Below are 25,211 nucleotides of genomic sequence, written 5' to 3'. Positions count from 1 at the left end.
AGGTCGGGCGCAGGACTGCGCACGGCCGCACTATTCGGCTGCTTCCCTTCGCTGGCATTATCCAGATCAGGTTCGGAGGGTATTTCTCACCCACGCATCGTTGTAAAAGCAACGACGCGCAGGACCCCTAGCGTTTGCTGCCAGTGATGGCAGCGGGTGGATTATAGCCGAACAAATATTGAATGGGCATCATGGTTACAACATCGGCGGCTCGGCCGGCAATGGCAGCAAATGCAAAGCGCCGTCGATGAAACGCACTTCGACGAACGGCGTCTGCGCCGGCTCGACTGCCCGGCACACCGTCGGCCCGCCCTGCACCGCCACCTCGAGCTGCACGCTGGGCCCGTCGACCGCCACATCGAACGAATCCGCACGCGAAATCGTCAGGTCGGTACTCACGTTCGGCCGGTCATAGACCTGCTTGCCGTCGACCCGCACGCTGACCGTATTGTCTTGAAACCCTTCGCCCAACCTCACGCGTAACGTCATCGCTTGCCTCGCCTTTCCATTGACTGCAACAGGTTTGCCGGACAAGCCGCCTGAAGGGCAGGCTTGTCCGGAACAGAGTAACGCCAGCACGACCAGCCCAAGTGCCCGGCGCATCCCCTGCGATCCAGCATGGATCATGCCTTGCGGTGCGGCCGCGTGCCCGGCCCGGTCGCGCCGGTCGCCGCAGGACCACCCTGAACGGTGGCCAGGCAGGTGAGCAACTCGCCCTGGGACACCGGATCGAGTACCTTGGCCTGCGCGGCGCTCGAGAGCAATGCGACGCTCTCATCGAGACGCGCTGCGCGCACGAACAGCGGCTTGCCCTCGCCAGCGTTCACTGTCTTGAACGCGCGGGCGGCATTGACGCCCTTGACCATGCGCACATAGGCGGCCATCGGATGCATGTCGAAGCGGTCGAGGACCTCGTCGAAGGCAGCATTACCCGAGCGCAGCGTGGTGTTGTCCGACCCCTGCAGGTACAACAGCGCGCCCTGGTCCTCGCCCATGAACAGGTCGGCCAGCACGTTGTCATCAGTGCTGACCGGATAGCGCACGCGCACCGTCAGGATATCGGACAGCACTTGCGATCCGTCGAGCGCCGCATACGCGGCCCGCACCCGGTACTGGCCTGGCCGGTCAAAATAGAAACCATCCTTGCCATAGCCGATATAGGCGCTATCCTGGACCGGGTTGTCCACCCCGAGCATCGTCTGGCGCTCGCCTACCAGGTGGTCGATCATCGGCTCGTAGGCGCAGACCTTGCCGCCAGGTTGTTCGATGACGATCTTCACCAGGCCATAGTTCGGATGCAGCCAGGTATGGGCGCGCCGCCCGCGTGTGTCAGTGGCGCGTAGCTTAAGTTCGAGCACCACCGGCTCGCCCAGCGCGAAGCTGCGCTGGTGGGTCGATATATCGAGCACCAGGCCGGATTCGTCCGAGATCGGATCGGCCATCACGTCACGGCCAAGCGAGGCGCCGCTCGTGAAGCTGTTGCCGCCCATGATGACGTCGTTGCGGAAACCATGGCGCAGGTGGATCAGCTCTTCGTCGTCGAAGCGGAAGTCGAAGCTGCTCCAATAGCCAGGCGCGCCGCCATTCGGGTAGTACCACGGGTAGTTCATCCACGACAGCGCTTCGGGACGGTTTGGCTTGGGCGGATTGGCGTACGATTTCTGCCACGAGTGCATCAGGTTGAAACAGTGCCCAAGTTCGTGCACATAGGTATACAGCTGCAGCCGGTTTTGCTCGGCCGTGGTGCCGCCGATCCCGGCGTGGAACACGGCGCAGCCCTGGCGCTGCTTGCCCTGCTGGTCGAACATGATGCCGTACAGGCCCGTGCCCATATCATGCTGTTGCGCCACCAGTTGCCAGACGCACCACTGCTGCAGGTCGCCCCACAGCGAAAAATGCTGCTGCATCGACGCGTGCAGCTCGGCATTGCTCCAGGTGGTATTGGCGCCGGCCGCGCTGACATCGATGACATTGTTGCCGGCAGTGGGCACCATCCCGATGCCCGCTTCGCCAAAGGCGCTGACCACGTTGACCGTGCGGGCGCTGCCGCCCGAAGGCAGCGAACCCGTGTTGTAGCTTGTAAACGGCGCGGTCGTCACATCGGACACGCTGTCGGTTTCAATGCGCACCGTGCGGAAATGCAGGGACGAGAACGGACAATGATAGGAAGCCCCGGGCGTATTGTTGACCGTGAAGAACTGCAGCGTGGCCGCGGCCTGCGGCTGGAAGATGTTCACGCGCGGGATCGTTACCTGGATCACCGGCGCCCCGGCCGCGAACGTGAAGCGGCCCATGCCCTTGACGACGATACGGGTGGTCGACACCGTCACGGTCGGGCTGTCGACCACGAACGAGCCGAAGTACGACTTGGTCTTGCCGCTGGTCTGGTAAAAGTCGCCGCTGACCCGGCGCATCGGCCGGTTGCGGTCGACGTCGACCCGCAGGTCGAGCTGGAAGCTGCCCAGCGAACTGGCGTAGCAACCGCTGACCGCCTTCTTGATGGCCGGTATGGACGGGATGGGAAGCGAGGGGATCGGCAAGGGCACCTGCGGGGCAGGCGCGATACCCGGCCCCGCAGCAAGCCCGGGCGCAGCGCCGGTGGGCCCGGTGTCGTACGGCTCGGGAATCCCCAGGTCGCCATTGGACAGCCCGGATACTTCTTCATAGGTCATCACGCCGGTGTCGCCGATGGCGTCCTCGTTTGCATTGTCGATCCCGGTTGGGTCGAGTTGTGACATGGTGTTCTCCTCATGTTGGACATGCCCTCGTTCGACCAGCGCAGTAGGGGTGATGGTTCGTCGAGGCTGCAGATATTCAGAGGAATCACCCGCACATTTGGAGGTAGATCAAGGAGCTGTGGCAAACAAAGAAGGATTCAAACGAGCTGGGCAACACATGGCAATTCAGCGACGCTGCCAGGATAGGCTGGCGCTGGAAGGTGACCTATAATGGTTTCTTTCGCAAAATTCACACACGACCACATCATGGAATTAGCCAAGTCTTTCGAGCCAGCCGATATTGAACAGTTCTGGCGCGCCGAGTGGGAACAGCGCGGCTACTTTGCCGCGACCATGGACGAGGGCAAGCCCTCCTTCAGCACCCAGTTGCCGCCGCCGAACGTCACCGGTACCCTGCACATGGGCCACGCGTTCAACCAGACGATCATGGATGGCCTGACGCGCTACTACCGCATGCGCGGCTACAACACCGCATGGGTCCCGGGCACCGACCACGCCGGCATCGCCACCCAGATCGTCGTCGAGCGCCAGCTGGATGCGCAAAAGATTTCGCGCCATGACCTGGGCCGCGACGCATTCCTCGAAAAAGTCTGGGAGTGGAAGGAAAAATCGGGCAGCACCATCACCGGCCAGATGCGCCGCCTGGGCACGTCGCCCGACTGGCAGCGCGAATACTTCACGATGGACGAGCCACGCTCGAAATCGGTCGTTGAAGTCTTCGTGCGCCTGTACGAGCAGGGCCTGATCTACCGCGGCAAGCGCCTGGTGAACTGGGACCCGGTGCTGGGCACGGCCGTGTCCGACCTCGAAGTCGACTCGCAGGAAGAAGACGGCTTCATGTGGTACATCCAGTACCCGCTCACCGACGGCAGCGGCCACCTGACGGTCGCCACCACGCGCCCTGAAACGATGCTGGGCGACGTCGCTGTCGCGGTCGATCCGACCGATGAGCGCTACCTGCATTTGCACGGCAAGACACTCACGCTGCCATTGACGGGCCGCGAAATCCCGATCATCGCCGACAGCTACGTCGATAAAGAATTCGGCACCGGCTGCGTCAAGATCACGCCGGCCCACGACTTCAACGATTACGCGGTTGGCCAGCGCGCCGGCCTCGCGCCGATCAGCATCTTCACGCTCGACGCCAAGATCAACGAAAACGGCCCTGCCCAGTACCAGGGGCTGGACCGCTTCGCCGCGCGCAAGCAGATCGTGGCCGACCTCGAAGGCCTCGGCCTGATGGAACAGATCAAGCCGCACAAGCTGATGGTCCCGCGGGGCGACCGCACCAACGTCGTGATCGAGCCGATGCTCACCGACCAGTGGTTCGTCGCGATGACCAAGCCGGCGCCGGAAGGAACGTTCAATCCGGGCAAGTCGATCACTGACGTGGCGCTAGAAAAAGTCGCCAGTGGCGAGATCAAGTTCGTGCCAGAAAACTGGAGCACGACCTACAACCAGTGGCTGGGCAACATCCAGGACTGGTGCATCTCGCGCCAGCTGTGGTGGGGCCACCGCATCCCGGCCTGGTTCGCCGAAGACGGCCAGATCGTCGTCGCGCGCGATGAAGCCGAAGCGCAGGCCAAGGCGGCAGCTGCCGGCATCACGGGCGCCCTGCGCCGCGACGACGACGTGCTCGACACGTGGTTCTCGTCGGCGCTGGTGCCCTTCTCGACCATGGGCTGGCCCGAAGAAACGCCGGACATGAAACTGTTCCTGCCGTCGTCGGTGCTGGTCACCGGCTTCGACATCATCTTCTTCTGGGTGGCGCGCATGGTCATGATGACCGCGCACTTCACCGGCAAGGTGCCGTTCGAGACCGTCTACGTGCACGGCCTGGTGCGCGATTCGCAGGGCCAGAAGATGTCGAAGTCGAAGGGCAACACGCTCGACCCGATCGACCTGATCGACGGCATCGACGTCGAGACGCTGGTGGCCAAGCGCACCACGGGCCTGATGGACCCGCGCGCCGCCGAGAAAATCGGCAAGGCCACGCGCCGCGAATTCCCGGATGGCATCCCGGCGTTCGGCACCGACGCCGTGCGCTTCACGATGGCAAGCTACGCGTCGCTGGGCCGCAACATCAACTTCGACCTGGGCCGCGCCGAAGGCTACCGCAACTTCTGCAACAAGCTGTGGAACGCAACCCGCTTCGTGATGATGAACACCGAAGGCAAGGATTGCGGTGCACCGGCACCTGAAGATTTGTCGCAGGCGGATCGCTGGATCATCTCGCTGATGAACCGCGTCGAGCAGGATGTCGCCAAGGGTTTTGCCGACTACCGCTTCGACAATATCGCCAACAGCATCTACAAGTTCGTCTGGGACGAGTACTGCGACTGGTACCTCGAAGTCTCCAAGGTCCAGGTCCAGCAAGGCACCGAAGCGCAGCAACGCGCGACGCGCCACACGCTGCTGCGCGTGCTGGAAGTGATCCTGCGCCTGGCGCATCCGATCATCCCGTTCGTGACCGAAGCACTGTGGCAGAGCATCGCCCCACTGGCTGGCAAGACCGGGCCGACGATCATGCTGCAACCGTATCCGCAGGCCGATGCGACGCAGATCGATGAAGGTGCAGAGGCCTGGATGGAGCAGTTGAAGGCGCTGGTGGACGCCACCCGCAACCTGCGCGGCGAGATGTCGCTGGCGCCGTCGCTGCGCGTGCCGCTGATCGTCGAACCATCGAGCGACGCCGGGCGCGCTGACATGGCGGTGTTCGCACCGTACATCCAGCTGCTGGGCAAACTGGCCGAAGTGCAGATCGTCGATGCGCTGCCGGAATCGCCAGCGGCCGTGTCGATCGTCGGCACCACCAAGCTGATGCTCAAGGTCGAGATCGACGTCGCCGCCGAACGCGAACGCCTGTCGAAAGAAATCGCGCGCGTGGCCGGTGAAATCGCCAGGGCCAACGGCAAGCTGTCCAACGAGAGCTTTGTTGCCCGTGCCCCGGCCGCCGTCGTGGCACAGGAGCAGGAACGCGTGGCGAACTTCTCGGCCACGCTCAGCAAGATGCAGGAGCAGCTCGAAAAGCTGGCAGCAGCATAAGCAGCTGACGGTGTAGACGAACAACGCGGCCCGGGTGGCCGCGTTGTTCGTTTACGCTGCCGTTTTCATGCATGCGACATGTGTCACACAAACTGCTTGCCGAGCATGTGACAAGTGTCGCATAATCACTCACGACAAGGAGACTCCATGACTGCTGCGATTCCATCACCGACTGAACTATGCCTGCTCAAGGCGCTGTGGCGCGACGCACCGCTTAGTGCGCGCGCACTGCATGCGCAGGTCGAGGATGAACTGGCCTGGTCGTTTTCATCGACCCGCAAAACACTGGAGCGCATGCTCGACAAGGGCATGGTGGCGCAGGAGGCCAGCGGCGGCCTGCAGGTCTATCGCCCGCTGCTGGAAAAGGTCGGCACGCTGGCCGCGTTTGCGCATGACTTCAGCCGGCGCGTGATGGAGATGGACGCGCCGCTGGCCGCGTCGATGTTCACCGGCAGCAAACTGGTCGATGAGCAGGAACTCGAACGCCTCGACAGCCTGCTGCAGGACTGGCCCGAGGACGACGCATGATGACCGGTTCGTGGCTGCTGGTGCACTTTGCCGTGGCTTGCGCAGGCAGCCTGGTGCTCGCGTTCGCCCTGTCGATGCTGCTGCGCCTGGCCGCGCGGCGCTGGCCGGCGCTGCTGGCGCACCGCAGCGTGTGGCTGGGCGGCCAGGCAGCCGTGGTGCTGGTGTTCCTGATGGCCGTTGCTCCGCTCCCGCGCAGTGCCATTGCGCCAGCCCTGACCCTGCCAGCACCAGCCCCCCAGCACGCGTTGACGGCCGAACCCGATGTGCTGCCGCCGCTGACGCAGACAACCCTGGCGCTGCCCCCGGCGCCGGCGCAGGACCCGTTCGACACGGTCTGGCGCTATCTGCCCGTTGCCTGGCTGGCCGCGTATCTGGCTGGACTGACGTTTCACGCGGTGCAGCGCCTGCGCATGCAGCGTTGCTGGACGGTGCTGCTGCGCCAGACGCGCCGCGTTGGCGATGCCGAGCTGCGCGCCTGGCCCGGCATGACGCCGGCCCAGCGTGCTCTCGTCGCCAGCCGCCTCACGGTTCGCACGATCGACCTCCCGATTTCTCCCATGCTGCATGGCGTGCGGCGCCCATCCCTGCTGCTGCCGGCGCACGTGTCGGCGCTTGACGTCAGGCAGCAGCAGATGATCGTCGAGCATGAGCTGACCCACTGGCGCCGCGCCGATCCGTTGTGGCTCACGGTCTCGGGCGTGCTCGCACTGCTGTTCTGGTTCAACCGGCCGTATCAACGCCTGGACGGCGCGCTGCGCGAGGCGGTGGAACTGGGTTGCGATGATGCCGTGCTCTCCGGCGCATCGAACCGCGAACGCCAGGGCTATGCGGGCGCGCTGGTGGCGCAACTGCGGCGGCAAGCGAGCTGGAAACCGGGATGGCAACCGGGATGGCAAGCAGGTGCAGCATTCGGCAGTCCGGGCATCGTCGGTCGGGTGCAGCGGATGCAGGCCGCCCGGCCACCGCGCCTGTCGGCACAAGGCCGCCTGCTGGTCGGCTGCGGCGTTGCCGCACTCGCTTTGCTCGGTGCAGCGCTGCAACCCGCCTTCTCGGCGAGCGCGTCTTCCCTCGCCCCGGCGCCGCCGATCGCGCCGCAGGCACCGCTTGCAACCTGGCGCTACCCGCTCGACCGGCCACGCATCACGAGCCTGTACGGCGTGGTCAGTCCGAGCGTGCCAAAGGGTCACCACGGCATCGACCTGGCGGCCCCGCGCGGCACACCGGTCCTGGCGGTCGCCGCCGGCACGGTACTGGAAGCAGCCTTCGATGCAGCCTGGGGCCACTATGTACGCGTCGATCATGGGGCCGATACCAGCTCGCTGCTGATTCACCTCGATCGCATCGACGTGGCTCCCGGACAGCGCGTCAAGGCCGGCGACCTGCTTGGCACCTCGGGCGCCAGTGGCAAGGCCACCGGGCCGCACCTGCATCTGGAGTACTGGGAAGGCCGGCAGCGCCTCGATCCTGTGCAGATGCTTCCCGACCTGCTGCAGCACGCCACCAAAAAGGCCATCGCCCGGCGCGAGGCACAAGGCAACCCCGTCCCCATCGACCGGTAAGACATCCCATGCGAATCATCCGAAACGGCAGCGCCTGCGCGCTGCTGGTGGCGGCGCACGCCGCAACGCTGGCCCAGACCACACCTGCACCCATGCAGCAGGTGATGGTCAAGGCCGACGCCGACACCTTGCGCACGCAGGCCACGACCACTGCGATCGTGATCCGGCACGACGACATCGTGCGCCATGGCGATACCAGCCTGGCCGATGTGCTCAAGCGCCAGCCCGGCATCACGCTCGGCGGCAGTCCCGGTGCGCCGCCCACCATCCGCATGCGCGGCCTGGGTGGAGACTACGTCGCCATCCTGCTGGATGGCGTGCCGGCACCGGCCGGCTTTTCGCTCGAGTCGCTCGAGCCCGGCATGATCGAGCGCATCGAGATCGGGCGCGTGGCCACGGCCGAGACAAGCAGCCAGGCGGTGGCAGGCTCCATCAATGTCATCCTGCGGCGTGCCAGCGCCGGCACGAACGAGATCAAGGCCGGCAGCGCGCTGATTGCCGGCTACGCCGCCCCGCAACTATTGGCGCAGCACAGCGCCCGCCTCGGCCCGCTCGCGTATTCGCTGTCGGCGACGCTCAGGCGCAACCGCAATCCGGTCGAGGCTGTCACGCGCGAAGAAGGCATGCGCCCCACGCTGCTGCGCGCCACCGACTGGTTCGAGCACCAGGTCGAAGACGTGCTGGAACTGGCGCCACGCCTGACCTGGCAACCGAATGGCCGCGACAGCATCACCTCGCAAAGCTATCTGCGCCGGCGCCGCATCGATAACGCCAAGCGCGAGCTGGAGTCGACCATGCTTGGCAACCCGACCGCCTATCCGCGTTCCGACCAGGCGTATCGGACCGACCCGCTGCATGGCTACGCCGACCTGGCCTGGAACCGCAAGCTCGATGCCGGCGCGCGGCTGGCGCTCAAGCTGTCCAGTTTTTATACAACGCGGGATGCCGATTTTGTCTATCGCGGCAGAAGTCTTGACGGGACGCTGCTGCGCACGAATGCCGTCGCCTCCGGACCGACGGAACGCGAGTGGACTGGCAGTGGAAGCTGGCGTCGCCCGCTGTGGGGCGGCCACACACTGGCCGCCGGCTGGGAAACCGGCCGCAAGACGCGCACCGAGTACCGGCGCGAGCACCAGGTCGATGGCAACGGTGCACAGTTGTTGACCAGCGACGAAGATTACCGCGCGCAGGTAACGCGCAGCGCCTTCTTCGTCCAGGATGAATGGGACATCACCCCGGCCTGGTCGGCCTACGCCGGCCTGCGCCGCGAAGAGGTGCGCACGACCGGCGAAGGCAATGCGGCAGCCCCCGTCGACGTCGATGCCGGGGCCTGGAGCCCGGTCTTCCAGACCCTGTACCGGCGCGCGCGCCCGGACGGCGACACGGGGCCACACGATGGTTTTCGGCTGGCCGTGAGCCGCACCTACAAGGCGCCGAACATTGTCCAGCTGATGCCGCGCCGCTACACGGTCGACAACAACAACAGCGCGACCAACCCCGACCAGCAGGGCAATCCGGGCCTGCGCCCGGAACTCGCACTTGGCGTCGACGTGGCCTGGGAGCGTACCTTCGGCAAGAACGGCATGACCAGCGTGAGCGCATTCCACAAACGCATCCGCGACATCACGCTCATCGACATCAGGCAGAACCTGGGTGTGTGGACCGCGACGCCGGTCAATGCAGGCATGGCGACCGTGCGTGGCATCGAATTCGAAGGCAAGGCCACGATCGGCCAGCTGGCGGCACGCGTGAACCTGGCGCGCAACTGGTCGCGTGTCGACAATGTGCCGGGGCCAGATAACCGCATCGCCGGGCAGCCGGCGTACAACGGCAATCTGGGTCTGGACTACAGCACAGCGAGCGGGCGCATCGACGTCGGCGGCAGCTATACCCACACCAGCCGCGTTGTCAGCCGCAGCAGCGCATCGATCGTCGATGCAGACAGCATGAAACGCCAGCTCGACCTTTACGCACTGTGGAAGCGTGATGCAAGATCGCGCCTGCGGCTGTCGGTCTCGGACCTGCTGCAGCAAGACCTTCTCGAACAGCGCACGTTCGAAGGCAACGCGCCGCTGATTCGCGCAACGACATATCGGGTGCGCGCAACCTGGCGCCTGGTATGGGAGCACTCCCTGTAGACAATGGCAGCAATCACCCTGGAAAGCACCGCATGACGACTTCCCTTCCCCACTGGCACGCCGCGCGGCGCAACGTCGGCATCGATTGCCTGCGTGGCCTGGCGATCCTGCTCGTGATCGTGCACCATCTGGCCTTGCCGTTTCGCCTGCCGCTGGGTCCAAGCCTGCTTGGCCAGTGGCTGCCCAAGCGACTGATCGACGCCATCAGCTTCAACGGCTACGAAGCAGTCTTTATCTTCTTCACGTTGTCGGGCTTCCTGATCACGCTGCGTATCATCGAACGCGATGGCGACGTTGGACAGGTCGACCTGCGCCGCTTCTACCGCGCCCGCGCGCGGCGCATCCTGCCCCTGCTCGGCCTGGCCCTGACGCTGCTCTCGCTGCTGGCCGTGTGCCAGGTGCCGGGATTCATGCCAGAGACCGACCGCCACTCGCTGGCCGGCTTGCTCGGTTCGGCGCTGACGTTCACGTTTAACTGGTACGAAGGCCGCACTGGCTGGGCGCCGGCGGGCTGGGATGTCCTGTGGTCGCTGTCGATCGAAGAAGTGTTCTACGTGGGCTTTCCGCTGCTGTGCCTGTGGCTGCCGCGCCGTGTCCTGATCGGCATGCTGGTCGTGCTGGCGCTGGGACTGCAACCGTTGCGCGCGCTGGTGCCGATGAGCGATGAGGTCTGGTGGGAAAAAGCATACCTGCCCGGGATGGCTGCGCTGGCCTGGGGCGTGCTCGCTGCACTACTCGCGCACCGGTGGCAGCCAGGCAAGCGAGGGGCCCGCATCATGGGTCTGGCTGGTGCGTTGTGCCTCGTGCTGGTACTGGGCTGGTCGGACGTGGTCTACCGTTATCTCTTCAAGTCGAACCTGTACGTGATTTGCGTCGGCGCCTGCCTGCTGCTGCTGGCCTTTCACGCGCAGCCACCTGCGCCGCGCCGTGGTCTGGGATGGCTGGCGCGCATGGGAAGCCTCAGTTATGAGCTGTACCTGTTCCACATGTTCATCGTGCTTGCCACCGCGGGCCTGTACCGCGCGCTGCTTGGCAACGTGCAAACCTGGACCTTCGTTGTCTATGTGCCGGTGCTGCTGTGCTGTTACGCGCTGGCGCGCCTGCTCGAACACGGCGCCATGCATCTGGGTTTGCAGCGCAGACCATCCGTGGGCCAGGCGCCCGTCAAAGGCGTGTGATGCGACGACGAACCCGTTGGCTGTCGATCCTGCCCGCGATGGTGGCGGGCTATCTGCTCCTTGTCGTCATCTGGGCCTGGGCCACCTTTGACACTGTCATTGCGCACATGCCTGCAATCGCTGACGCGCCCCTGTCCGCGCGGCAGACGCAGATCCTGCTGCGCGTCGAAGATCCTGCCTTCTTCGTACACCACGGCGTGAGCCTGACCAGCGGCCAGGGCTTTGCGACGATCTCGGGCGCGGTCGCGCGCGACCTCTACCTGGAAGGTGCGGACCTGGGCGGGGCTGGCGGCGCGTTGCAGGCGCTGTACCGCAGCGTCTTCGCATGCTGCAAACGGATCGATCTGGGCCGTGATGCGATGGCCGTAGTGCTCGACGCCAGGCTATCCAAGGCGCGACAACTGGCGCTGTACACCACCCATGTCTATTTGGGAACGTACAACGGCAGGCAGATCATGGGCTTGTCAGCGGCGTCCCGGAATTATCTCGGCAAGTCGCTGGGACAGACCAGCGAAGACGAGTTCATTGGCCTGGTTGCCATGATCAAGGCGCCCAACACCTACCACCCTGTCAGGCAGCCCGCAGCGTATGCCACGCGCGTGGCACGGGTGCGTGCGCTGGTGCACGGCACCTGCAAGGCTCACGGCTGGTTCGATACAACACTGGCGCACTGCGGCGCGTGATCACTTGAGGCCATGCCACCAGCGCCCGCCGGCATGCGGCTGCGTCAGGTTCAAGGCTTCGCCCATCTCCGGCGTGGTCAGCTTGATCCCGCGCTCGTCGGCCAGCGTCTCGATCCGGTCGAACGGCTCCTGCCAGCGGTGCAGCGCCAGATCGAACGTCCCGTTATGCATCGGCAGCAGCCAGGCTGCGTTCAGGTCGACAAACGCCTGCAGCGTTTCTTCCGGCTGCATGTGGATGTCCGGCCAGAGCCTGTCATAGGCGCCGGTTTCGATCAGCGCCATGTCGAATGGTCCGTACCTGGCGCCGATCTCCTTGAAGCCCTTGAAATAGCCGGTGTCCCCGCTGAAGAACAGGCGCAGGTCGTCGTGCTGGATCACCCATGACGCCCACAGCGTCGAGTTACCGTCGTGGGGTCCGCGCCCGGAGAAGTGCTGGGCCGGCGTCGCCACGAAGTGCACGCCGTCGATCTCGGCATCCTGCCACCAGTCGAACTGGCGTACTTTGGCGCGATCGATGCCCCAGTCGACCAGCCGGTCGCCCACGCCTAGTGGCGTGAGAAATACGGATGTCTTCGGCGCCAGCGCCATGATCGCCGCGTAGTCGAGGTGATCGTAATGGTCGTGCGACAGGATGATCGCCTTGATGGGCGGCAGTTCATCGATCGAGATGGGCGGTGCATGAAAGCGCGCCGGGCCGAACCACTGCACGGGCGATGCACGCTGCGAGAACACGGGATCGGTCAGGTAGAACTCGCCGGCGAGCTTGATCAGCATCGTCGAGTGGCCGAGACGGTACAGCGTATTGTCGGGCGCGGCCAGCAGGGCCGCCCGGGTCAGCGGCTGCACCGGCACCGCCTGCTGCGGCGTGGTCCCGGCCCGCTTGTCGAACAGGAAAGCCCACCACAGTTTGGCAATGCCACCGGCGCCCAGCTTGTGCATGGCGACCGGATTGCGGTATTTGCCGTCGTGGTATTGCGGCGAGGTTGGCGCGCTCGTCGTTGCCGAGACAGAGGTACAGATTGCCATGGTAGCGAGAGCTCCCGTAACGATGATGCCGACAAGCAGGCGCATGAACGCGTCGATTCGATAAAAGTGCACTACGGCCGATCCGGACTTCCTGGCGCTGGGCGGATGGCACACGCTCCAGCGGGCGCCCGGGCCTGGATGGCCGGGACGCCGCACGTCTTTATTTGATCGCCGCCGCGTCGCGCGCACTATCGCCTTGGAGCTTGAGCGCAGCAGCGCGACCTTCCCAGTAATGCGCATTCTTGATCCCGAGCGCAACTGGATCGAACTCGGGTTCCTTGCCGGCCTTCTTCTGCGCTTCGTAGTCGCGCAGGCACTTGAAGGCGTCCTTGCGAAGCAAATAGATTGCGACGATGTTCAGCCAGGCCATCAGGCCGACGCCGATGTCGCCCAGGCCCCAGGCCACGTCGGCGGTCTTGACTGCGCCGTAGATCGTGGCCGAGACGATGCACAGCTTGAGGAGCACGCCCAGCCACGGATGGCGGTTATGGCGGTCCATGTAAGCAATATTGGTTTCGGCGATGTAGTAGTAGGCGACGATGGTCGTGAACGCGAAGAACAGCAGCGCGATCGCGACGAACAGCGCGCCGAAGCCCGGCAGCACGTTTTCGAGCGCCGTCTGCACGTAGCCCGGACCCGACGCCACGCCCTGCACGCCGATGAAGCGCGCCGTGCCGTCAGTATTCTCGACGTTGTACTGGCCCGTCACCAGCAGCATGAAGGCGGTGGCCGAGCACACGAACAGCGTGTCGATGTACACCGAAAAACCCTGCACCAGACCCTGCTTGGCCGGGTGGCTCACTTCGGCTGCCGACGACGCATGTGGGCCGGTGCCCTGCCCGGCTTCGTTCGAATAGATGCCACGCTTGACGCCCCACTGGATCGCCATGCCGAGCATGGCGCCAAAGCCCGCGTCCAGGCCGAAGGCCGAGCTGACGATCAGGCGCAGCACGCCAGGCAGCGCTTCGATGTTCATCGCCACCACCACGACGGCCACGAGGATGTAGGCGGCCGCCATGAACGGCACCACGATCTCGGCGAAATGGGCAATGCGCTTGACGCCACCGAAGATGATCGCGGCCAGCACCACGGCCAGACCGATGCCGGTGTAGAGCGGATCGATGCCGGCGGCGGTCTTGAGGCCTTCGGCGATCGAGTTGGCCTGCACACCTGGCAGCAGCAGGCCCGTGGCGAACAGCGTGGCGATGGCGAAGGTCCAGGCGTAGCGCTTCATGCCCAGGCCTTTTTCGATATAGAACGCCGGGCCGCCGCGGTACTGGTTGCCGATCTGCTCCTTGTAGACCTGGCCCAGCGTCGACTCGACGAAGGCCGAACTGGCGCCCAGGAAGGCCACGGCCCACATCCAGAATACGGCGCCGGGGCCACCGAACGTGATGGCGGTGGCCACGCCCGCGATATTGCCGGTGCCGACGCGGCCGGCCAGCGTCATGGCCAGCGCCTGGAACGACGACACGCCCTGCTCCGAGCTCTTCCCTTCACGCATCAGGCGCAGCATCTCGCGGATGTGCCGCACCTGCAGGAAGCGGCCTCGAATCGAGAAATACAGGCCCGCCCCGAGGCACAGGGCGATCATGATGGGGCTCCAGATGATACCGTTGACTGCGTTGACCAGGTCGAGCATGGGGGTGCGACTCCTGCGTTGAGGGGTTCAGGAAGGGCGGCATATCGCCGCCGTGACGTCGCACAAGTTACATGATTCCGTAGGGAATTAACATCATTTTCTCGACCCTGTGGCGCCATGCGCCAGGCTGACGCAGGATGGGCGGGAAATGGGCGCTGCTGGTGCGGGCGCGCCCGGTCTGTGCACCAATTGCTGGCGATCTAAAGCGTGGTGGACATGATACGATCCCACCATGGACCGACGAAGCGATTACAAGACCTCCCTCCTCATCGACGCCGTGCTGCACGACCTGTCGATCGAGGCCCGCCCTGCGGCGCGCGAACTGGCCACGCTGGGCGTGCCGCTCGAAGTGAGCCTGCGCGTGCTGACCCGCCCGGCCGAGCGGCGCCACCAGGTCACACCGGAAGACGTGCGCAACGCGCCATAGCCCCGTGCTGCGCGATTGGAATACATCCTCGGGCGTCAACCTGTCACACGGGCGAAACGGTAGGCTACACTGGCACCGCACCTACAACAACACTGGAGACACCATGCGCCACCTGATGCAAGCAAGCCTGATCGCCGCCGCCATGCTCACCCTGCCCGCCGCCGCCTGGGCGCAGGCCACCTCGCCGGTCGGCACCTGGAAGACCATCGATGACAAGACCGGCAAGCCGAAGGCGCTGGTGCGGATCACCGAAGAAGGCGGCGTCCTGACCGGCAAGATCGAAAAACTGTACCGCGCACCATCCGAAGAGCAGAACCCGCTGTGCGGGAAATGCAGCGACGCGCGCAAGGACCAGCCGATCATCGGCATGACGATCCTGTCGGGCCTGAAGAAAGACGGTGGCGACTACACCGGCGGCGAAATCCTCGACCCGGCCGCCGGCAAGACCTACAAGAGCAAGGCCACGCTGGCCGACAACGGCAACAAACTCGAAGTGCGCGGTTACATCGGCGCGCCGATGTTCGGGCGCACCCAGACCTGGCAGCGCGAGCAGTAATCGTACCCACGGCCCGGCGACGGGCCGTTTTCATTTTCCATGACCCTGAACCTCGCCTACCTCTATCTCGGATTCGCCATCGTGACCGAAGTGATCGGCACCACGGCCCTGAAAGCCTCCGACAGCTTCACCCGTCCCCTGCCCAGCCTGATCACGGTGGGCTGTTATGCCCTGTCGTTCTACCTGCTCACCTTCAGCCTGCGCGTGCTGCCAACCGGCATCGCCTACGCGATCTGGTCCGGCGTGGGCATCGTGCTCATTTCGATCGTCAGCTGGTTGTATTTCAAGCAAAGCCTGGATCTGGCGGCGATTGCCGGCCTGGCGCTGATCATCGCCGGCGTGCTGGTCATCAACCTGTTCTCGAAAAGCGTCGGGCACTGACCATGTCAACCGCGCCGTGCGCCCGGACGTTACATCCGGCCCCATCCCGATCCTTCGCACCATGACACCCATCCCGATCACACGTACTGCCCGCCCCGTCTTTCGCGGGCGCGAGATGCGCGTGCTGCGGCTCCTGAGCATGGCCGCCGGCGTGTTTGCCATCCTGCTGCCGGCCGCGTTGCTGGCCTCGACGGCGCATGGCATTCCCGACTGGCTCGAACCGTACATCGTGCTGGTGGGCGTGGCGCTGGGCTCGGGCGGGTTTTTCCTGGTGGCGATGGCGGGGCAGCGCATGGGGCGCGACGCCATGCTGCGTTCGTTCGCGGCGCTGCTGCTGATGGTGCCGTTCGGCGCCAGCGGCATCGTCATCTGGCATGGCAGCAATATGCTGATGGTGTACCTGTGCACGTTCTTCCTGATCCACACGGTCCTGCTCTATTGCAGTTTCATCTATCCGTTGATGCACGTGCCGCAGCCACCAGCGCCGCCCCGGCGTGGCGGTAAAACACCCGCCTGGAACCAGTTGAGCCGGCCGCGCCGCAACGCCGACGACTACAACCAGCCGGCATCGCGCGCCAACCGGTAGGCTTCGACGCGGTTGCCGGCGCCCAGCTTGCTGATCGCCTCGGACAGGTAGTTGCGCACCGTGCCTTCCGACAGGTGCACCTGGCGCGCGATCTCGCCGCTGCTGCGCCCTTCCCCCGCCAGCCGCAGCACCTGCCGCTCGCGCTCGGTCAGCGGATCGCTGCCGCTGTTCCAGCTTTCCAGCGCCAGTTCGGGCGCGATCGCGCGGCCGCCGCCGTGCACGACGCGGATCGCCGCGGCCAGCGCATCGACCGGCGCGTCTTTCAGCAGATAACCGCGCACGCCGGCCTCCATCGCGCGGCGCAGGTAGCCACTGCGCGCGAACGTGGTCACGACCACGACGCGGCACGCCAGCTTGCGCTGGACAAGTCCCTGCGCCAGTTCGAGGCCCGTCATGTGCGGCATCTCGATATCGGTCAGCACGATGTCCGGCACCAGGCGCTCGCACAGCGCCAGCGCTGCGCGCCCGTCTGCGGCGCCGCCCACCACGTCGAAATCCGGTTCGAGCCGCAGCAGCGCGCTGAGGGCGCCCAGCACCAGCGTCTGGTCTTCGGCGATCAGGATGCGGATCATGCCGATGCTCCCGACGGCACGTGCAGTTCGAGCGCCAGGCCGGCGCCGGCCTGCAGCGACAAGCGCCCGCCCAGCGCCGCCACCCGCTCGCGCATGCCGGCCAGGCCGTTGCCCGGCTGCAGGCCATCCGTGCTGCGCAGCTTGCCGTCGTCGAGCACGCGCAGCACGGCGTGCGTCCGGCCATCCTGCTGCTCTTGCACCAGGCTCAGCGTGCAGCGTGACGCGCCGGCATGACGCACGATGTTCGTCACGGCTTCGCGCACGGCCAGCGCCACCACGTGTTCGGCCGCCGGCGCCAGGTCCATGCGCTCGATGCGCTCGTCGAGGATCACGTCAGCCGCCAGCAGGCTGGCGCGCGCACTGGCCAGCGCCTGCACCAGGCCACTGTGGCGAAACCCCGTCACGGCCGCGCGCACCTCGGCCAGCGCTTGGCGCGCATTGGTTTCGATGTCGGCGATTTCGCGCTCGCAGGCAGTCAGATCGCGCCGCGCCAGCTTGCGTGCCAGTTCGGCCTTCAGCGCAATCATCGACAGCGAGTGGCCCAGCAGGTCGTGCAGGTCGCGCGAGATGCGTTCGCGCTCGGCGATGCGCGCCATGTGCTCGACCTCTTCCTGCTTGCGCATCAGGAGCGTACGCGACGTGCGCAGCCGGGCATCCATGATGCACGACAGGCCGACCGGCATGCCGGCCATCAGGATCGGCAGCAGGAACACCATCCGCATCTGCGGGAGCAGCAAGGCAACGAGCGCGCCGCCAGCGATCACGGCCAGCATGGCCCCCACGGCGCGGGCCGTGCCGTGAATGCGCGCGCACATGGCGCAGGCAAAGATGAAGAAGCAGGCAGCGCCCGGATTCCACGGCGCCCAGGCTGCGCCGATCAGGCAGGTGGTCACCACGCAGGCGCCGACGCGCCAGCCACGCGGCCAGAAACTGGCGCAGTACAGCGGCACGAACAGGATGATCGTCAGCGCCAGCAGCGCCGCCTCGGCCGCGCCGGGCGCCACATAATAAAACTTCCAGAACAGGTAGCCCAGCGACAGCAGCCACGTGTATTGCAATGCGCCGTAGTCGGCCGGCATCCACGGCCGCATCAGCACCTGCCTGAAGGTCGTTGTCATCGTGACTCCGTGATCGTTATTGCGCCAGCAGGCGCACGTCGGCAAGTTCGAAGCGGTACTCGCCCGGCTGTGGCCCGGCACTGAATGCTAGCATGGCAACCGCCGCCGGATCGATGCCGGCAAAGGCCGCCAGCGGCACGCTGATCTCTTCCCACTCCTTGCCGGCGACGAACGGCACGCTGCTCGGCCGGTTATTGGCCGCGCCCATGATCATCACCTGGTAGGTTTTGCCGTCGCCGCGCACCTTGAAGCGCAAGACCCGGGCCGCGCTCAGGTCGGCCGGCTGCATCGGCCGCGCACCGGGCATGAAGGCGACGCTCGACCACGCATACGGCAGGCCGGGGGCGACGCTGGCCTGCACCGCCAGCGGGACCTGCCCGTCGGGCAGCGCCGGCAGGACGTCGAGCTTGACGGTCGACTTGCCGCCGGCGTACTGGTCGGTCGACGGCATCCAGCCGCTACCGAACGGGCTGGCCAGTTTCGACGAGCTGAACTGGCTGATACGTCCATCGGCCGGCAAGCTCTGGCGCGTCGATGCGCCGCTCTTGCGCGACCTGTTGCCGCCTGGTGTCGCGCAGGGCATTTGCGCTTTGCCCGTCTTTCCACACCTCGACGATGCGGCGCGTGGCGGTGATGTCGCGTGTCGGATCGCCCTCGACCAGCAGCAGGTCGGCCTTGCAGCCCTTGGCCACGCAGCCGCGCTGGCCCAGCCGGAAGGCGGCGGCCGGTGCGCTCGTGGCGGCGGCCAGCGCGGCGGTCGGCGTCAACCCCGCTTCGACCAGAGCGGCCAGTTCGCGGTGCATGCTGATGCCGTACAGCGTGCCAGCATTGCCGGCATCGGTGCCGGCCAGGATGGGCACGCCCGCCCTGGCCAATGCGGCCGTGACCGCCTTCGGCATCGCCAGCAGCTGGGGCTGCGCCTGCTGGCCGTAGCGCGCCTTGAGGGTCGTTGCGCCCTCGCGTTCGACCAGCGCCGCCAGATCCGCATTGCCCAGCAAATCGTCGCCGCGCACGCCGGCCATGCTTTCCATGACGGTGAAGGTCGGGATCACGAAGGCGTTCTTGCGTTTGGCCAGTTTGGCCAGGCTGTCGACCGCCGTTGCATCGGGCGCGGTGCCCAGGAACAGATGAACCAGCGCGTCGGCGCCGGCCTCGAGCGCGGCGCGGGCGTCTTTTTCGGTGCTGACATGGACGACGGCCAGCTTGCCGCGCCGGTGCGCCGCCTCGATCAGCGCGGTGGCGGTCGCGATGTCGAGCGAGCTCATTGCGCCAGCGCCGTGCCCGCCCGCTTCCAGCACGATCTTGATGAAGTCGGAGCCTTCGGCGATGCGGGCGTCGACAAAGGCCTGCGCCTCGCCCGGGCTGCTCAGGGTCGGGATCGGCACGCCGAACTGGGTGCCGTGGCCGCCGGGCGCGGTGGCCAGGACGCCGGCCGAGAACAGGTCCGCCTGGCCCGCGTGCTGCCCTGCTGCCATGCTGCGTTTGGCGTCCTGCATGACCGGCACGGCGGTAAACATGTCGATCTGGGTCGTCACGCCGAACAGCACTGGCAGGTCGAGTTGCCTGAAGGCGTGGGTGTGGGCGTCGATCAGGCCGGGCAGCAGCGTGCGCCCGGCGCCTTTGACGATGCGCGCGCCTGCCGGGGCCGGCCCGCGAAAATCCGCATCGACGACGCGTGCATCGTCGAACAGCACCGAACGCCGTTCGTGCACGGCCTTGCCGTCGAAGACACGCACGTCCTGGACCAGGGTGGCAGCGCCCAGCGCCATGCAGGAGAGGGACAGACCGGCGGCGGCAAATGCCGCTTTTGCGATGATAGTGGACATGGTTTCCTCACGGGTTGGTGTGAGACCAGTATGTCGATCATGCGGGTCTGCCGACAGGCGCACTTGCCACCGATATGGGGTGACAACTGTCATGTGCGACCTCGCCCCCGCTACATCTGAAAGACATATTAACGGCAAAACAAGGACAAATCTGTCGCGTGCCAAAGACAGTTACCATGACCCCAATATTGCCTGTGTGCTATCTTTATCACATTGCCGTACTGGCTGAATGTTGCAATCGATCTCGTATGAGCCAGAACACCGCCCCTGTCTACTTGCTGCGCCAGGCATCGCCATGACGATCCTGCGGCTGCTGTGCTTTGCCGCCGGCATGCTGGTGCTCGTCGCGCCGGCGATCGTGCTGCCGGCCGGCGCCATGACGGCCGACGCGGGCAAGGCAGCGGCAACGCTGGCGTGCCTCGTGCTCGGCGCGTGCGCTTTCTTCGTGACAGGGATGGCCGGCCATCTGCTGCGCCGCTCTGCCCTGCTGCGCGCAGTGGTCGCCCTGCTGCTGGCGGTGCCGCTCGCGTTCTGCGCCACGTTGTTGTGGCGCGGCGCCGCGCCTGCGTTCATGTGGATCGCCGGCGCGCTGCTCGGTTTGACGCTGACGCTGTACCTGACCCTGGTGTATCCGGTGCTGCGCACGCAGACGCAAGCGCTGCTGCGCTGGCGCGCTGCGCGGCAGCTGGTATCACTACACTAGCCCCACCAGACTCGCCACCGCGCGGATCAGCAGATGCGGCTGCAACGGTTTGATCACATACGCCTGATACCCGGCCTGCAATGCGCGCTGCTGGTCCAGTGGCCGCGCGAACGCAGAAATCGCCACTGCCGGCAGCATGTGTTCATCGAGCTGCATGTCGTTGCGCACCGTGCGGATCAGGTCGTAGCCATTCAGCTTGGGCATGCTGATATCGCTGACCAGCACCTGCGGTCGCGCAGCGCCCAACTGCGCCAGCGCCGCTTCGACCGAATTGACGGTGACGACGCCGGCGCCCCGCTCTTCCAGCACGCGCCGGCTCAGTTCCAGGATGTCTTCGTTATCGTCCACCAGCAGCACGCTCACGCCGCGCAGGTCGATCAGCATCAGCTGGTCGGCTTCAGTGTCGGTCTGGGCATCGGCCAGCGCCCCGGACACGCCGCCATGCTCGCCATCGGCCGGGCGCAGCGGCAGCATCACCGTGAAGGTGGCGCCCTGGCCCACGCCCGCGCTGTCGCCGCTGACGGCGCCGCCATGCAGCTCGGTCAACTGCTTGACGATCGACAGGCCGATCCCCAGCCCGCCATGCACGCGCGCGGCCTTGCTGTTTTCCTGGCTGAAGCGGGTAAATAGCTGCGGCAGGAACCGCGCATCGATGCCCTCGCCGTTGTCACGCACTGTCACCGCGACCTGTCCGTCATTGCGGCGCTGCGCAGTCAACGTGATCGCGCCACCGCCAGGGGTAAACTTGAGCGCGTTGCCCAGCAAATTGGCGAAAATCTGCTGCAAACGGACCGGATCGCCATCGAGTTCCAGCGGCGCGCCGTCATGGGTATCGATCCGGATGTCCACGCCCTTCTCGATGGCGAGCGGGCGCAAAAATTCAGCGGCCGAATCGAGCAGCGCGCTCAGGTCGACCCGCTGCAGATCCAGGATCAGCTTGCCGGTGACGATGCGGTTCATGTCCAGCAGGTCGTTGATCAGCTTGGCCTGCAGGCCCGCATTGCGCGCGATGGCGTCGATGCCCCGCTTGACTGTGGCGGGATTGTCCTGCGCGCGTTGCAGCACACCGGCCCAGCCGACGATCACGGCCAGCGGCGTGCGCAGTTCATGGCTCAGCGTGGCGAGAAATTCGTCCTTCAGCAGCGCCACGCGTTCGCTTTCCAGGCGCGCCGTGCGTTCGGCCTCGAACAGGTACTGGCGCTGGCTGTCCATCACCTGGCGTTCGGCCATGACTTCGCGCGCGATCTTGCGCCGCTCGATCGCGTTTTCGACGGCCCAGGTCAGGCTTTCGCGGCCCAGCCAGGCCTTGCCCACGAAATCCTGGGCGCCATGGCGCAGCGATGCGCGACTCTCCGCGCCGGCCACGCCGGTGAGGATCACGACGGGCAGGTGCGGGATCTTGTCGGCATCGCACGGCAGGCGCGCCAGCACGTCGAGCGCGTCGCCATCGGGCAAATAGAAATCGAGCAGCATGCAGTCGAACGGCGCCGAACTTGCGCACAGGTGCATCGCCTCGTTCGCCGACGTCGCTTCGACGAACTGGTAGCGCCGATCGTGCCCGCCCAGCAGCGCCGCTTTCGCGTCGGCGCGGTCCAGCGCATTGTCGTCGACCAGCAGGATGCGCCAGGGACGATCGGTCTCGTAGGTCATGGGCAAGAGCGTGGGCATGGGGGTTTTCCAGTCGATGATGTGTCCGCGCCCGGCAGCACGACGTGCGTCAGCCAGTAGCGAAAGATGCTCTCAAGGTTGGCCAGGCCTTCCTCGAAGTTCACCAGTTTGACGTGATAGGCGTTGCCGCCGGCCGCATAGAACGCGTCCCGGTCGCGCGGGTTGATACTGGCTGTCAGCACGATGACGGGCAGCGTGCGGCGTTGCGGATGGCGGCGCACTTCTTCCAGCAGCGTCAGGCCGTCTTCCCCGGGCAGATTGCAGTCCAGGAGCATGAAGGCATAGACCACCGCAGGCGCCGTAAACAGCAGGCGCCTGGCGTTGTCGGCATCCGTGGCATGCACCAGCAGGTTGCGGATGCCGGCGCGCCGCGCGGCAATCGAGACGGTGTCGAAATCGTCGTCGCTGTCGTCAACGACCAGGATGGGCGGCAGGTCGCTGCGCACCAGTAGCGTCATGCGCCGGACTGCTTCATGCCGGTACCGCTCAGTGTGAAATAAAAGGTGGTGCCGACACCCACGTCGGACGTGAACCAGCTGTGACCATTGTGCTGCTCGACGAGCTTCTTGACGATCGCCAGACCGGCGCCACTGCCGCCCCCGTACGCGTCGCGCGTGTGCAGGCGCTTGAACATCATGAAGACGCGCTCGCTGTGCTTGGTGTCGATGCCGATGCCGTTGTCGCGCACGTAGAACGTGGAGACGGCATCGCCATCCACCGGATCGAGATAGCCGATCTCGATGCAGCGCTGCGGCTTGTCGTTGTACTTGGCGGCGTTGGAGATCAGGTTGGCAAACACTTCGCGCACGCGGATGCGGTCGCACGAGATCGTCGGCAGTGGCCGCGGAATCTGCACGTCGATGTCGCGTCCCAGCAGACTCGCGCCGAGCATGTCGGTCGCTTCGGCCACCACGTCGTCCAGTGCGATCGGCTGACGCTCGAGCGAGAGGCGGCCGACGCGCGAGAAGTGCAGCAGCGCGTCGAGCAGGCTGTCCATGCGCACCGTCAGCCGCAACATGGCGTCGATGCGTTCGCGGCCCTGCGCGTCGAGCGGGCGGCCCGCCTTCGTTTCTTCGAGCAGGAAGTGCGCGTACTTGTGGATGCCACGCAGCGGCTCTTTCAGGTCATGGCCGGCGACGTAGGCAAACGCATCGAGTTCGTCGTTGCTGCGCACCAGATCCGTGTTCAGCGCCGCCAACTGTTCGGCGCGCGCCACGACGACGTCGAGCATCAACAGACGCAGGTTTTTGGCCGCTTCGATCTCCACCGGCTTCCAGGGTTCGGCGCGGCCCCGCACCTCTTCCTGCCACACGGCGAAGCTGTGGCGTGGAGTCAGGCGGGTGCCGTGCTCCCCGGTCGCCTTGCCGGCTTCGTACGGATTGCCGCCCCACTGATAGGTTTGCAACTGCTCGGGGCGGAACCAGATGACCCAGTCGCCGTGGCTGCGCTGTGACATCGGAAACGCCAGCACGCCGCTGCAGCAATCGGCCCGGTCAATGCCGTCAGGGTCGTCGCGGCCCAGGTCGTCCAGCGCAATGACCGTGCTGCCATCGGCCAGGCGCGCGCTGTGCAGCGTCAGCCAGGCCGCCAGTGTCGTGAGCTGCTGTGCATCCGGGGTGGCGCCGGCCATGCTCCACTGGCCGTTTTCCGATACTGCCACGCCGCCCGCGTCGATGCCATCGAGCAGCGAAGGCGCGCCATGCGTCAGCGCCGCGTAGTTGCCGTCGGCGAGTGCCTGGCCCAGCACGGCCTGGTGCGCGGCGTCGAGCTTCAGCCGGTATTCCAGATGCTCCCGGCCCTCGGCCGAGGCAATTTCAAGGGACGTGACCTGGCCGATGAATTCGGCGGCCGCGCGCAAGGTATAGGGCATGACGATCGGCGCGTAATGGTGGCAGGCGATCAGGCCCCACAGGCGCCCGTCGCGCAGGATTGGCATGGTCAGCGTGGCGGCTACACCCATATTGCGCAGGTAATCGGTGTACATGACGGAGGCGCCGCGCAGCGCGCAGTAGGTCATGTCCAGCGGCCGCCCCGTCACGGGGTTCAGCAGCGGCGTGATTTCCATCAGTGCGCCATTCGCGTCCGGCAACGGGCGCACGCCGATGCGCTTGAAGATCGCCCGCGCCGGCACCGGGATGTCGCTGGCCGGATACCGCAAGCCCAGCCAAGAATTGAGGTCGCTGCGGTGCGCATCGGCGATCACTTCGCCGGTCTCGTCGCGGTGGAAGCGGTAGATCATCACGCGGTCCAGCCCCGTCGTGCGGCGTACCTCATTGGCGGCGATGTCGCAGAACGCGCTCAGGCTGCTGGCGGACTTCAGGCGCACCAGCGTCGTCTTCACCATCGAATAATAGTCGCTGTCGGTCACGACCGTGTCGCCCGGGCGGCTGGCCGGCTCGATCTCGACGATCAGGACGCCGTCGGCCTGGTGGACTGAAAAGTCCATTGGCACATCCTGGCAAGGCGGATGGGGCAGCGGCGCCGTCAGCACGTACAGCGCATTGCGTTCCAGGACTTCGGTGCGCATTGCATGCACAATGCGCTGCGCCGCATCCGGGCCGATCACGCCGGCCAGTGGCTGGTTCAGTACCTGGTCCATGGCCAGGCCAGTACGCTGCGGCCAGTTTTCACTGGCCTGACGCACGATCAGATCATCGGGACTGAGCGCCAGCAGCAAGCCATGCGCCTGGATGCAGCCCGGGGTCTGCACCGGCTCATCATCGCAGTTGGACAGGGAGACGCCATGGCGCTTGATACTGTACGGGAACGGCAGGGTGCTGCGACTCATTGAGTGACTCTTTATCGCATGGCCGTTTGTTAGACGAAGAGGCGAAGAG

General features: G+C 65.8%; 22 protein-coding genes and 1 riboswitch. Of the genes, 11 read left to right on the top strand and 11 right to left on the bottom strand.

Annotated elements, in window-relative coordinates:
• Positions 1–26: 26 nt before the first annotated feature.
• A riboswitch (TPP riboswitch) is annotated at positions 27–139 on the bottom strand.
• A 56-nt stretch (positions 140–195) separates the two neighbouring features.
• Both AC56LY_RS00540 and AC56LY_RS00535 read right to left on the bottom strand, forming a co-directional pair.
• Entirely contained in the window at positions 196–489 is a 294-nt protein-coding gene (locus AC56LY_RS00540) for a hypothetical protein (protein ID WP_499575602.1), read from the bottom strand.
• 134 nt (positions 490–623) lie between these two features.
• Positions 624–2,738: a hypothetical protein gene (locus AC56LY_RS00535; protein WP_499575601.1), complete on the bottom strand. Its 2,115-nt coding sequence runs from the start codon at positions 2,736–2,738 to the stop codon at positions 624–626.
• Between the two features lie 246 nt (positions 2,739–2,984).
• Between AC56LY_RS00535 and AC56LY_RS00530 the strand changes: the two genes are divergently transcribed.
• The 6 genes from AC56LY_RS00530 to AC56LY_RS00505 all read left to right on the top strand — a co-directional run bounded on the left by AC56LY_RS00530 (position 2,985) and on the right by AC56LY_RS00505 (position 11,869).
• Complete coding sequence (locus tag AC56LY_RS00530; protein ID WP_499575598.1) at positions 2,985–5,783, top strand: valine--tRNA ligase; 2,799 nt, start codon at positions 2,985–2,987, stop codon at positions 5,781–5,783.
• A 147-nt stretch (positions 5,784–5,930) separates the two neighbouring features.
• Positions 5,931–6,311, top strand: coding sequence for a BlaI/MecI/CopY family transcriptional regulator (locus AC56LY_RS00525; RefSeq protein WP_499575596.1), 381 nt, complete (start codon positions 5,931–5,933; stop codon positions 6,309–6,311).
• Positions 6,308–7,870: a peptidoglycan DD-metalloendopeptidase family protein gene (locus AC56LY_RS00520; protein WP_499575593.1), complete on the top strand. Its 1,563-nt coding sequence runs from the start codon at positions 6,308–6,310 to the stop codon at positions 7,868–7,870. The genes AC56LY_RS00525 and AC56LY_RS00520 overlap by 4 nt, the downstream gene beginning before the upstream one ends.
• An 8-nt stretch (positions 7,871–7,878) precedes the next feature.
• Positions 7,879–10,008, top strand: a complete 2,130-nt coding sequence (locus AC56LY_RS00515; protein WP_499575590.1) for a TonB-dependent receptor plug domain-containing protein — start codon at positions 7,879–7,881, stop codon at positions 10,006–10,008.
• A gap of 32 nt (positions 10,009–10,040) precedes the next feature.
• Positions 10,041–11,186 (top strand): acyltransferase family protein, encoded by a 1,146-nt coding sequence (locus tag AC56LY_RS00510; protein ID WP_499575587.1) that lies wholly within the window; start codon positions 10,041–10,043, stop codon positions 11,184–11,186.
• Positions 11,186–11,869, top strand: a complete 684-nt coding sequence (locus AC56LY_RS00505) for a transglycosylase domain-containing protein (protein ID WP_499575586.1) — start codon at positions 11,186–11,188, stop codon at positions 11,867–11,869. The genes AC56LY_RS00510 and AC56LY_RS00505 overlap by 1 nt, the downstream gene beginning before the upstream one ends.
• Here AC56LY_RS00505 and AC56LY_RS00500 read toward each other — a convergent pair whose 3' ends face one another.
• The gene (locus AC56LY_RS00500; RefSeq protein ID WP_499575582.1) at positions 11,870–12,940 is read right to left on the bottom strand and encodes an MBL fold metallo-hydrolase; all 1,071 of its coding nucleotides are present in this window, start codon (positions 12,938–12,940) and stop codon (positions 11,870–11,872) included.
• A 115-nt stretch (positions 12,941–13,055) separates the two neighbouring features.
• Positions 13,056–14,537: an alanine/glycine:cation symporter family protein gene (locus tag AC56LY_RS00495; RefSeq protein ID WP_499575579.1), complete on the bottom strand. Its 1,482-nt coding sequence runs from the start codon at positions 14,535–14,537 to the stop codon at positions 13,056–13,058.
• 232 nt (positions 14,538–14,769) lie between these two features.
• Here AC56LY_RS00495 and AC56LY_RS00490 point away from each other — a divergent pair, with 232 nt between their 5' ends.
• The 4 genes from AC56LY_RS00490 (at position 14,770) to AC56LY_RS00475 (ending at position 16,487) form a co-directional block, all read left to right on the top strand.
• Positions 14,770–14,964, top strand: coding sequence for a hypothetical protein (locus tag AC56LY_RS00490; RefSeq protein ID WP_499575576.1), 195 nt, complete (start codon positions 14,770–14,772; stop codon positions 14,962–14,964).
• 103 nt (positions 14,965–15,067) lie between these two features.
• Positions 15,068–15,520, top strand: a complete 453-nt coding sequence (locus AC56LY_RS00485) for a DUF2147 domain-containing protein (RefSeq protein ID WP_499575574.1) — start codon at positions 15,068–15,070, stop codon at positions 15,518–15,520.
• A gap of 39 nt (positions 15,521–15,559) precedes the next feature.
• Positions 15,560–15,901, top strand: a complete 342-nt coding sequence (locus tag AC56LY_RS00480; protein ID WP_499575571.1) for an SMR family transporter — start codon at positions 15,560–15,562, stop codon at positions 15,899–15,901.
• 61 nt (positions 15,902–15,962) lie between these two features.
• Entirely contained in the window at positions 15,963–16,487 is a 525-nt protein-coding gene (locus AC56LY_RS00475; RefSeq protein ID WP_499575569.1) for a hypothetical protein, read from the top strand.
• Here AC56LY_RS00475 and AC56LY_RS00470 read toward each other — a convergent pair.
• From AC56LY_RS00470 to AC56LY_RS00455, 4 genes are read right to left on the bottom strand one after another with little or no spacing between them, the layout of a single operon-like run.
• Positions 16,454–17,059 (bottom strand): response regulator, encoded by a 606-nt coding sequence (locus AC56LY_RS00470; RefSeq protein WP_499575567.1) that lies wholly within the window; start codon positions 17,057–17,059, stop codon positions 16,454–16,456. The genes AC56LY_RS00475 and AC56LY_RS00470 overlap by 34 nt on opposite strands.
• Complete coding sequence (locus AC56LY_RS00465; RefSeq protein ID WP_499575564.1) at positions 17,056–18,177, bottom strand: sensor histidine kinase; 1,122 nt, start codon at positions 18,175–18,177, stop codon at positions 17,056–17,058. Before AC56LY_RS00465 ends, AC56LY_RS00470 begins: the two co-directional genes overlap by 4 nt.
• Positions 18,178–18,193: 16 nt before the next feature.
• Positions 18,194–18,697 (bottom strand): CIA30 family protein, encoded by a 504-nt coding sequence (locus AC56LY_RS00460; RefSeq protein WP_499575562.1) that lies wholly within the window; start codon positions 18,695–18,697, stop codon positions 18,194–18,196.
• Positions 18,636–20,003, bottom strand: coding sequence for an amidohydrolase family protein (locus AC56LY_RS00455; protein ID WP_499575559.1), 1,368 nt, complete (start codon positions 20,001–20,003; stop codon positions 18,636–18,638). The genes AC56LY_RS00460 and AC56LY_RS00455 overlap by 62 nt, the downstream gene beginning before the upstream one ends.
• A gap of 295 nt (positions 20,004–20,298) precedes the next feature.
• On the opposite strand from AC56LY_RS00455, the gene AC56LY_RS00450 reads away from it, so the two are divergent.
• Entirely contained in the window at positions 20,299–20,706 is a 408-nt protein-coding gene (locus AC56LY_RS00450; protein ID WP_499575555.1) for a hypothetical protein, read from the top strand.
• Here AC56LY_RS00450 and AC56LY_RS00445 read toward each other — a convergent pair.
• Genes AC56LY_RS00445 through AC56LY_RS00435 form a run of 3 tightly spaced genes read right to left on the bottom strand, consistent with a single transcriptional unit; the run spans position 20,698 to position 25,162 of the window.
• Positions 20,698–22,374: a hybrid sensor histidine kinase/response regulator gene (locus AC56LY_RS00445; protein WP_499575552.1), complete on the bottom strand. Its 1,677-nt coding sequence runs from the start codon at positions 22,372–22,374 to the stop codon at positions 20,698–20,700. The genes AC56LY_RS00450 and AC56LY_RS00445 overlap by 9 nt on opposite strands.
• Complete coding sequence (locus AC56LY_RS00440) at positions 22,353–22,832, bottom strand: response regulator (protein WP_499575550.1); 480 nt, start codon at positions 22,830–22,832, stop codon at positions 22,353–22,355. Before AC56LY_RS00440 ends, AC56LY_RS00445 begins: the two co-directional genes overlap by 22 nt.
• Positions 22,829–25,162 (bottom strand): ATP-binding protein, encoded by a 2,334-nt coding sequence (locus AC56LY_RS00435; protein ID WP_499575548.1) that lies wholly within the window; start codon positions 25,160–25,162, stop codon positions 22,829–22,831. Before AC56LY_RS00435 ends, AC56LY_RS00440 begins: the two co-directional genes overlap by 4 nt.
• Between the last annotated feature and the right edge of the window lie 49 nt (positions 25,163–25,211).

The organism is Telluria sp. ZT3P25 (assembly GCF_059685895.1).
The sequence above is the reverse complement of the archived record's forward strand: the minus strand, read 5'-3'. Positions and strand labels throughout refer to the sequence as shown.